Source organism: Enterobacter sp. 61D5 (assembly GCF_034107965.1).
Classification (GTDB): Bacteria; Pseudomonadota; Gammaproteobacteria; order Enterobacterales; family Enterobacteriaceae; genus Enterobacter; species Enterobacter cloacae_M.
On the sequence record NZ_JAWNFK010000032.1, the window covers coordinates 1 to 9,257 of the forward strand.

A 9,257-nucleotide genomic window follows, 5' to 3' on the forward strand; every position below is an offset into this window, starting at 1 on the left:
GCCCCAGCAGCGCCACCATTTCGCCCTGCTGGACGGTCAGATCAACGGCATGCAGAGCCTTATTGTGATTGAAGGTCTTGCTCAGTTTCTCGACGCGGATGACGGTTTGCATGTGCTGGGCCTCACGATAAATGTGGCCTCATGCTGGCGCATCAATGTGACATTTGGGTTAAGTCTGGGTTGCGGGAGTTTGAAGAGTTGAGGGGAATTCGATGACAATCACCGTAGGCCCGGTCAGCGCAGNNGCGCTGCGCTTATCCGGCCTAAGGCGTTTGTTGCTGCTTAACGACGTTAATCATCCACGGCACGCCGTATTTATCGGTGACTTTACCGAAACCGTGTGCCCAGAAGGTTTCCTGCCAGGCCATGTCGATATTCCCGCCCGCGGCGAGGTTGTCGAACCAGCGCTTGCCTTCATTAACGTCCTGAGTATCGAGTACCAGCGTGAAGCCCGCGTACTGCGCGTTGCTGCCCGGCGGCATCCAGTCGCTCATCATGATATCGCTGCCCGCAATGCGGACATTGGAGTGAGCGATAGCCGAATCCGGAAATTGCATACCGGACGGACAGCCTTCTTCGCTGTTATCGCTTTTTGGCATTTCGCCGAAGGTGATTTTATAGAGAAGCTCTGCGCCGACGGCTTGCTGGTAGAAAGAAGTGGCTTCTGCACAGTTGCCGGCGAACGAGATGTAGGGACTTAACGGCATAATCTTTACCTCACGTAAGAAAAGCTCGTTAAGTGTAGTTCCCGCAAGCCCGGTAAGCGAAGCGCCACCGGGCGGGTAAATCAGTTCTTTTTCACGAACTCTGATTTCAGCTTCATCGGACCGAAGCCGTCAATTTTGCAGTCGATATTATGATCGCCTTCAACCAGACGGATATTCTTCACTTTGGTGCCGATCTTCAGCATGGAAGAACTGCCCTTCACTTTCAGATCTTTAATCACGGTTACGCTGTCGCCGTCCGCCAGCAGATTGCCGTTCGCATCTTTTACGACAAGTGCATCAGCATCGTGTGATGGTTCGGCATCGTTCCATTCGTGAGCGCATTCCGGGCAGATGAACATGCCATTATCTTCATAGGTGTATTCAGAATTGCATTTTGGGCAGTGTGGGAGTGACATATCGGTATCCTCAAAAAGTGTAAACGCGCTGGAAAGTGCCAGCTAAATGACGGCAGCGTGCCGAAAAAGGCGGCAAGTATAGCGCAAATCCACACGTTTGTCGGTGACATTGTGAATTAAAAAAATGCAAAAAGCGTATCGGGAGTGACATTTCCTGTCAGTCAGTTAAGCGATGCTTACCTCATTAACACGGTGGGAAGAAATGACGCTAAATATATCGAATATTTTATTGCAGCAAATTGCTACGCTCCTTCATTTCGGATAAGGTGAAGCGACACATTGTTATTTATCTCCTGACTTCACTGCCATCCATATCTTTTGGCAGGGGCGTATTACCTCTCTTTTTAGGTGGGTAAATAATGATGATATATCCTGAAGTTTCTTAAAATTGGGCTACGCTTTTTTCCTTTGGCCGTCAGGCCAGGAGGGGAGCTATACACGCCATGCAAGGATAGCGAATTATTTCTGATTATCATCAATCAGTTATATTTCGGCGAACATGTTTTCCACACGTGATCATATAAGCCTGAACAACATAATTAATACCAGTGGCTTAATAAAAGTAATAAATTTGCGTTAAGGAAAGGCTTTTATCATGCACACACAGACCATTTTTGAATTAAGCCAGGAAGCTGAGCGTTTGTTACAGCTCTCCCTGCAAAACCTTGATACGTTGAAATCTATGCCGACTGCGATGCTGGAGAGCACCGCGGCTGCTATTACGGGTGAAAAGAACAACGTTTTACCTTTGCATTTTAGCGCGCGCGGTGTCGAAGCGCAGCAGGCGATGCTGAATAATGAATTACGAAAAATAACCCGGCTGGAAATGGTCCTGGCTATTGTGGGCACTATGAAAGCGGGGAAATCGACCACCATTAATGCGATTGTGGGGACCGAAGTGTTGCCGAACCGCAATCGTCCGATGACGGCGCTTCCTACTCTGATTCGCCACACGCCGGGTCAGAAGGAGCCGGTGCTGCATTTCTCACATGCCTCGCCCATTGATGAATTGATCCAACTGCTACAGAAAAAGCTATGCGATTACGATCGCGGAAAGCTGGCTCAGCATCTGGAAATTGATAAAGACATGAATACGCTGCTGGAGCGCATTGAAAAAGGAGAGGCTTTTGAGAAGCATCACCTGGGCGCGCAGCCGATATTTTATTGTCTGAAAAGCCTCAACGACCTGGTGAGACTTTCCCAGGCGTTAGGGGTGGAGTTTCCCTTCTCTGAGTATGCGGCTATCGAACATATTCCGGTGATTGAAGTGGAGTTCGTGCATCTTGCGGGTCTGGATGCTCACCTCGGACAGCTGACGCTGCTCGATACGCCCGGGCCGAATGAGGCCGGACAGCCGCATCTGCAAAAAATGCTCAGCGAGCAGTTGTCCCGCGCGTCGGCGGTGCTGGCCGTGATGGATTATACCCAGCTTAAATCCATCTCTGATGAAGAAGTCCGCCAGGCCATTTCCGCGGCGGGAAAATCCGTGCCGCTGTATGCGCTGGTCAATAAGTTCGATCAGAAAGATCGCAATAGCGACGATGAAGAGCAGATCCGGGCGATGATCTCCGGCACCTTAATGAAAGGCAATATTTCGCCTGGCCAAATCTACCCCGTTTCGTCCATGTGGGCCTATCTGGCAAACCGCGCTCGCTACGAGATGAGTAACCACGGACAACTGCCGGATCATCAGGAGCAACCCTGGGTGCAGGACTTTGCCGAAGCGGCGCTTGGGCGGCGCTGGCGTACGGCGGACCTGGACGATATCGACCATATTCGTCATGCTGCCGATTTACTCTGGGAAGATTCGCTTTTCGAACAACCGATACGCAAGCTGATCTACGCCGCCTATGCCAATTCCTCGCTTTACGCGCTGCGTTCGGCCTCGCACAAGCTGCTCAACTACGCACAAAATGCCCGGGAGTACCTCGACTTCCGCTATCAGGGGCTGACGGTTGCCTTTGAGGCGCTGGAACTGAATATCGCACGTTTGGAAGAGGATATGGCGCTTCTCCAGACGCGTCAGAGCGTGGTGAGCGATGAGGTGAAACATGAAGTTGAGGAGGCGCTGAACGCCACTGCGGACTTTATGGGTGCCCAAAAAAACGCGCTTAACCAGGCGATTGGCGAGGTGTTCAGCGCTCAGCATATTCTTGATTTGGCAGGCATCGATCGGCAGAACGCTCACGGTGACGAGCCGCACGAGCTGAAGCAGCTGGTTCTGGACGATGAAGGGAAGGCGCAGATCGCGCTAAGTAAGATCCGCTCCTCCTGCGAACGGGTGATGCTGGATGCACAGACGAAAATCTGCCGGGAGCTGGCGTTACGCTTCGACCAGCTTGAATCTACGCTTGCGCGTTCCCTGAACGAAGCCATGCGCCCCATCGAAACGCGTATTAAAGAGCATCTCAGCCATGCGGGCTTTCGGGCGCGGATCAGTTTCCCGGCGTTTCAGGCTCACCAGCTTAACTTCAATACGCGGGCGCTGTTTAATGATGCGATAGCGCAGGATGACAGCCAGGCAGGCCCGTCATCAGGCGGGAGCAGCATGCGAGAAACGGTCTCTCGCTGGCTCAATAACCCGGGCTGGGGCTGGGATGAGTATGTGGAAACGCGCACGCGCTATGTTATCGATATTGCGCAGCTACATGACAAATTTAAGCAACATATTGAGCTGTTTTGTGAACAAATACGTAAAGCTTTTTCCGCGCAGGTCGATGTCTCTGTTACGGCAGGAATGGCAACGTTCTTTGCAGAATTTTCGCTGTGCCTGACCGGGTTACAGGAAAGCTTGCGTGATAGCCTCGCAGTGCGTCAACAGAATGAGCATTCAACCCGAGCGCTCTGCCAGTTGTTGAAGCAAAGTATTACTACTGCAACGTGGATACAGGAAGATACCCGACTGTTACGCGATGATATTCAAACTCTATTCGCGGCAGAGCAACCATGACAACACCACTACTGGACGGCCCCGGGCGAACGCTGGAGTGTATTAATCCAAAATTTATGGTCGATCTGGTTCAGGGAGTGGACGCGGCGCGTCATCCTCACCTGGGACCTCAACAGCTTCAGTTTCGTGAGCGTTTGACTCAGGAAATCATGACGCATACCCGGCTACGCCCCTGGGCGATAGCGGGTATGCTCAATGAAAATGCAGCGCTGCGCCTGGGCCTGGCGGAAAAACTGGCCGGCATGCTTGACCCGGGTCATCTCGCGCTGACGCTGATGGCAGAGAAACTGATTGCTTTGCGCCAGCAGACTCACCCGCGCGCCCAGCAGTCCCCGGGGCTGATGCAGCAGTACGCTGAACTCGCCTCTCATTTTACCCAACGCGCCGCATATAAAGAGAAGGCGCTAACCCAGCGCGGGCTGACGGTGCAGGCGGGTGAGCACAGCGAGCAGATTTTTACCCGCTGGCGGGCCGGGCATTATGATGGCTGGTCGCTGGCCGGGCGCTGTTTTATCGTCCTGGAAGAGCTGCGCTGGGGGGCATTTGGTGACGCATGCCGTCTCGCGAATGAAGATGTGGCGGCAATGCTTAAGGATAACCTGCGCAGCATGGCGGCTAACTATCTGGCACAGGGCATCAATGCGTCCCCCACGACCCGCCATTTCTATCACCAGTGGCTGACAACGCCGGCCTCTCCGGGTTTAATCGATCATAAAGACATGCTGGGCTGGCTGGGGGACTGGTGTCAGGCGGATCAACATCCGGTGAGCTGGTCAGTGACGCAAAACTGGCAGACCGTCGCGCTGGGCATGCCGAGGCTCTGTTCGGCAAAACGGCTGGTGGACGGGATGGTGGAAGAGATTTTTGGGTAAATCCCTCACCCTCTCCCCGTTGGGAGAGGGAATGGTGCGGTGTGTTAATGATTCATTTCTATCGGCTTCGGTTCAGGCAGGGTCTCTTGCATATTCCCGTAGCGTTTCGCATACAGCGCCGTGATGATGGGGACCAGAATCGCGGTGACAATTACGCTCGCGGCAACCAGTGCCGTCGCTGAAGCGGCGACCGGTTCGAAGGCCGGGTTAATTTGGGCGATAATCACCGGGTTTGCAACAGCAGCTCCCGCGGCTGAAGAGGCGGCGACGCCGGCCGTGCCGTTTCCTCCTCCGATTACGCGGTCGGCAATAATCAGCGGAATACCGGTGATGACGATCACGGCGACACCCAGCACAATGCCCAGCAGGCCGGTATCGAGAATGACCTTCAGGTTGATGGTGTTCCCCAGTGCGAAACCGAAGAAAGGGATCAGCACCGGCGTGGCTTTGCTGAAGAAATCACGCAGATCGCGGTCGAGATTGCCAAGGGCGAAACCGACCAGGAAGGGCAGGATTGCGCCGACAAAATGGTGCGGTTCAAACGAGGCCAGGCCAGCAGACCCCAGGATCAGCATCGTCATCAATGGGCCGGACTCCAGAGACATCAACACAAATGCGCCGGACTCTTCTTTCGTTCCGTACTGGTTCATCAGGCTGGCGTACAATCCGCCGTTGGTCATATCCATTGCCGAGACAATCGCCAGGACCGATAAACCCGCAAAGAACCCGGTCTGAATTACATTCTCCGGAATGAACATCGCGCATATCATTGCCACCGCCCAGGCTACCGCTATTTTGGTTATCACCAGCGTTCCGGATTTCCGTAATACTGTCCCCGTTGCCCGCAAATTAATGGATGCGCCGATACAAAAAAACCAGACGGCAAGAATGGGAACCGTGCCTGTTATCATGCCTTTTGTGAAACCACCGAAATAGGCTCCGGTATCGGGAGCAAGAGTATTCAGGATGGCGCCCAGCACCAGCGGAACCAGCATCATGCCGCCGGGTATACGTTCTATCGTGGCTTTAATCTTCATAGACAAACCTCACATCGGATCCCGCAGGACGGGTGATAGGTGTTAGGAATTAGTCAATAAATTCAATCAATTACTCTTATTGCTTGCGGTGCTTTTTCGAAAGCCCTGCAACAAAATTAAATGCGTGCTCTCAATTAACCTTTTTCTGAAACACATAAAACGCTGAATTAGGATTTATGATGCGATCATTGGAATATTGATTCAATGAAAATAAAACATTGTTTTAGTTATATCCATCACATATTCAATGTAAAACCTGAAGCTGGTTCCTGTTGATGAAAATTTATGTAAACCTGATGTGAATTAACGTGGTTTGTTTTTCCGTTAAGAAAGAAATAATGACGCGCGGGAGGATGTCCTTTAGATGGGGTAAGGAAGTACTTATTTGCACTCCTTGACAAAAATTGGACTGAGTTGACGAGACGCGAAAATATGTGTGAAGTTGATCACAAATATAAACGCTGGTAGGGTAAAAAGGTCATTAACTGCCCAGGCAGGCGTCAACAGGTTCGGTTGTATCGACGTAAAACGTCAATGTAAGTAAACCTGCTACGCTTGAATAAGGCGATTCGCATGGAGCGGATCCCATGGTTCACAGAACGCTAACTGGACTGTGAAACAGACAGGGCCGAGTCAACGAGGATAGCTATGCTGAGAAGGAAAAAGATTAAACCCATCACGCTTCGCGACGTCACCATTATTGATGACGCAAAGCTGCGTAAAGCCATTACCGCAGCCTCGCTCGGTAATGCGATGGAATGGTTCGATTTTGGTGTCTACGGCTTTGTAGCCTATGCGTTAGGTAAAGTGTTTTTCCCCGGGGCCGATCCCAGCCTGCAGATGATCGCCGCACTGGGTACGTTCTCCGTTCCCTTCCTGATTCGCCCGCTGGGCGGTCTGTTCTTCGGTATGCTCGGCGATAAATATGGTCGTCAGAAGATTCTGGCCATCACCATCGTCATTATGTCGATCAGTACATTCTGTATCGGCCTTATACCGTCTTACGCCACCATCGGCATTTGGGCACCCATTCTCCTGCTGATTTGTAAGATGGCCCAGGGCTTCTCCGTAGGCGGTGAATATACCGGTGCCTCGATCTTCGTCGCCGAGTATTCCCCGGACCGTAAGCGCGGTTTTATGGGAAGCTGGCTGGACTTCGGATCGATTGCCGGGTTTGTCCTGGGGGCGGGCGTAGTCGTGCTGATTTCAACCGTGGTGGGTGAAGATAACTTCCTCGACTGGGGCTGGCGTATTCCGTTCTTCCTGGCATTGCCGCTGGGGATTATTGGCCTCTACCTGCGTCATGCGCTTGAGGAGACGCCTGCCTTCCAGCAGCACGTCGATAAACTTGAGCAGGGTGACCGCGAAGGGCTGCAGGATGGTCCGAAGGTGTCGTTTAAAGAGATTGCCACTAAGCACTGGCGCAGCCTGCTGACCTGTATTGGTCTGGTGATTTCGACCAACGTGACCTACTACATGCTCTTGACCTACATGCCCAGCTACCTGTCACATAACCTTCACTACTCGGAAGATCACGGTGTGCTGATTATTATCGCCATCATGGTGGGTATGCTGTTTGTGCAGCCGATTATGGGCCTGTTGAGTGACCGTTTTGGTCGTCGACCGTTCATTATTCTGGGAAGCGTTGCGCTGTTTGCTCTGGCAATTCCGGCATTCATTCTGATTAACAGTGATGTGCTGGGGCTGATTTTTGCCGGTCTGCTGATGCTGGCGGTGATCCTTAACTGCTTTATCGGGGTGATGGCCTCAACGTTGCCCGCGATGTTCCCGACGCATATTCGCTACAGCGCGCTGGCCGCGGCCTTTAACATCTCGGTGCTGATTGCCGGTCTGACTCCGACGCTTGCCGCCTCGCTGGTCGAGAGCACGCAGAACCTGATGATGCCGGCTTATTACCTGATGGTGATTGCGGTGATTGGTCTGATTACCGGTCTTACCATGAAGGAGACGGCGAATCGCCCTCTGAAAGGCGCAACGCCTGCGGCGTCTGACATCCAGGAAGCGAAAGAGATCCTGCGCGAGCACTACGATAACGTAGAGCAGAAGATTGAGGATATTGACGCAGAGATTGAAGAGCTGCAGAAAAAACGCTCCCGACTGGTGGACCAGCATCCACGCATCAACGAGTAATAAAGAAACCCGCCAACGGCGGGTTTTCTTTTATTAGCATCCCGCAGCGATGTAGTCGCCATTGGTGCTGACGGGGATCACCGTCAGGAACAGCACCGTCGCAAACAGGATCAGGACTATCCCTCCGGCTATTTTGACTGCTGGCACCAGCCATCTTAATGAGGCGCTTTCTCCGAACCAGGTCACCGTGCACTCGCGGGCGTAGCGTACTGCCAGGGAAAGCCCCACAATAGAAAGTGCGGTGCCCAAAGACATGGTCATGACCGCGGCCACTCCCCAGGTGACAATGCCCAGCGCGTTCGAAAACATCAGAATCATGATCGCCCCGCTGCACGGGCGTGCGCCAATCGCCAGAATCACGCCCAGACGGGTTTTCCAGTCGCCCTGCGTCAGGTCTGTACCTACGCCGTGATGGCCGCAGTCACAGTGTTCATCGCGCTGATGAAGAGGCTTGATGGCGGAGATAGACATCCTGCGCGGGCGCAGGCTCTTCAGCGCCTGATAAATGACAAAAGCACCGAATGCGCCAATAAGCACTGCGCTTATCTTCTCCACGTACCAGCGGCTGGTACTGATATCCCCCGAGGCGAGGTTAAACCCCACCGCCAGAATAAAGACAAACAGAATGGCGCTGACGCCCTGCATCAGGCTACCCAGGAAGGGGACGACCCGGGCGGCCAGCTCGCTTTCCTTATTGGTGGTCAGATAGGTCGTCACGATGAATTTTCCGTGCCCGGGTCCGATGGCGTGAAGTACACCATAAAGGAAAGCCCCCGTTAACAGCCATAATCGGCCGCTGTACTGGTGGTTATTAAGCTGCAGCAGATACATCACCAGATAGCGGTGCAGCGTAATTTGCGTGGCGAGACACCACTGGATAAAGGCGTTCCAGTGCGCATGCAGGGTAAAACCCGCAAAGAGAAGTGCCAGCAGCATCACCCCTGCTGTAGGGAGACGCCAGTCGCGGGCGAGGCGTTGTGTGGTCATGAAGGTGGGCCTGCACTGAGGAGAATATTTGCCGCTAGTATAGTTGATCTTTTCGCTCAATTCGTGGGATCGCATCGCGATCCGCTCATGATTGTGGATAACTTTGTGCATAAAAGGGTATAAGGCGGGGTTTTGCT

General features: G+C 52.9%; 7 protein-coding genes and 1 pseudogene. 3 read left to right on the forward strand and 5 right to left on the reverse strand.

The features are described from left to right. The 3 genes and pseudogenes from UTM25_RS21845 to UTM25_RS21855 all read right to left on the reverse strand — a co-directional run. Positions 1 to 112: pseudogene (locus tag UTM25_RS21845) on the reverse strand (phosphonate ABC transporter ATP-binding protein); the annotation flags it as partial. A gap of 151 nt (positions 113 to 263) precedes the next feature. Next, entirely contained in the window at positions 264 to 707 is a 444-nt protein-coding gene (yjdN, locus tag UTM25_RS21850; RefSeq protein WP_194401604.1) for a VOC family metalloprotein YjdN, read from the reverse strand. 80 nt (positions 708 to 787) lie between these two features. Then, complete coding sequence (locus UTM25_RS21855) at positions 788 to 1,123, reverse strand: zinc ribbon domain-containing protein YjdM (protein WP_023310096.1); 336 nt, start codon at positions 1,121 to 1,123, stop codon at positions 788 to 790. A gap of 595 nt (positions 1,124 to 1,718) precedes the next feature. Between UTM25_RS21855 and crfC the strand changes: the two genes are divergently transcribed. Beyond that, entirely contained in the window at positions 1,719 to 4,073 is a 2,355-nt protein-coding gene (gene crfC, locus UTM25_RS21860) for a clamp-binding protein CrfC (RefSeq protein WP_194401603.1), read from the forward strand. Further along, positions 4,070 to 4,945, forward strand: a complete 876-nt coding sequence (locus UTM25_RS21865) for a diguanylate cyclase regulator RdcB family protein (RefSeq protein WP_194401602.1) — start codon at positions 4,070 to 4,072, stop codon at positions 4,943 to 4,945. The genes crfC and UTM25_RS21865 overlap by 4 nt, the downstream gene beginning before the upstream one ends. Before the next feature lie 44 nt (positions 4,946 to 4,989). On the opposite strand, the gene kdgT is transcribed toward UTM25_RS21865, so the two are convergent. Continuing rightward, entirely contained in the window at positions 4,990 to 5,982 is a 993-nt protein-coding gene (gene kdgT / locus UTM25_RS21870) for a 2-keto-3-deoxygluconate transporter (RefSeq protein WP_194401601.1), read from the reverse strand. Between the two features lie 648 nt (positions 5,983 to 6,630). On the opposite strand from kdgT, the gene proP reads away from it, so the two are divergent. Next, positions 6,631 to 8,133 carry a glycine betaine/L-proline transporter ProP gene (gene proP / locus UTM25_RS21875; protein WP_045355283.1) on the forward strand — a complete coding sequence of 501 codons (1,503 nt, stop codon included), beginning with the start codon at positions 6,631 to 6,633 and terminating at the stop codon, positions 8,131 to 8,133. A gap of 33 nt (positions 8,134 to 8,166) precedes the next feature. Here proP and UTM25_RS21880 read toward each other — a convergent pair whose 3' ends face one another. Then, on the reverse strand, positions 8,167 to 9,120 hold the full coding sequence (locus tag UTM25_RS21880) for a nickel/cobalt transporter (protein ID WP_194401600.1): 954 nt from the start codon (positions 9,118 to 9,120) through the stop codon (positions 8,167 to 8,169). Positions 9,121 to 9,257: the final 137 nt, after the last annotated feature.

What these genes read in the sequence shown, in the direction of transcription:
- proP (WP_045355283.1), top strand. Translation starts at nt 6,631, where the DNA reads ATGCTGAGAAGGAAAAAGATTAAACCCATCACGCTTCGCGACGTCACC.
- crfC (WP_194401603.1), top strand. Translation starts at nt 1,719, where the DNA reads ATGCACACACAGACCATTTTTGAATTAAGCCAGGAAGCTGAGCGTTTG.
- UTM25_RS21880 (WP_194401600.1), bottom strand. Translation starts at nt 9,120, where the DNA reads ATGACCACACAACGCCTCGCCCGCGACTGGCGTCTCCCTACAGCAGGG.
- UTM25_RS21865 (WP_194401602.1), top strand. Translation starts at nt 4,070, where the DNA reads ATGACAACACCACTACTGGACGGCCCCGGGCGAACGCTGGAGTGTATT.
- UTM25_RS21855 (WP_023310096.1), bottom strand. Translation starts at nt 1,123, where the DNA reads ATGTCACTCCCACACTGCCCAAAATGCAATTCTGAATACACCTATGAA.
- kdgT (WP_194401601.1), bottom strand. Translation starts at nt 5,982, where the DNA reads ATGAAGATTAAAGCCACGATAGAACGTATACCCGGCGGCATGATGCTG.
- yjdN (WP_194401604.1), bottom strand. Translation starts at nt 707, where the DNA reads ATGCCGTTAAGTCCCTACATCTCGTTCGCCGGCAACTGTGCAGAAGCC.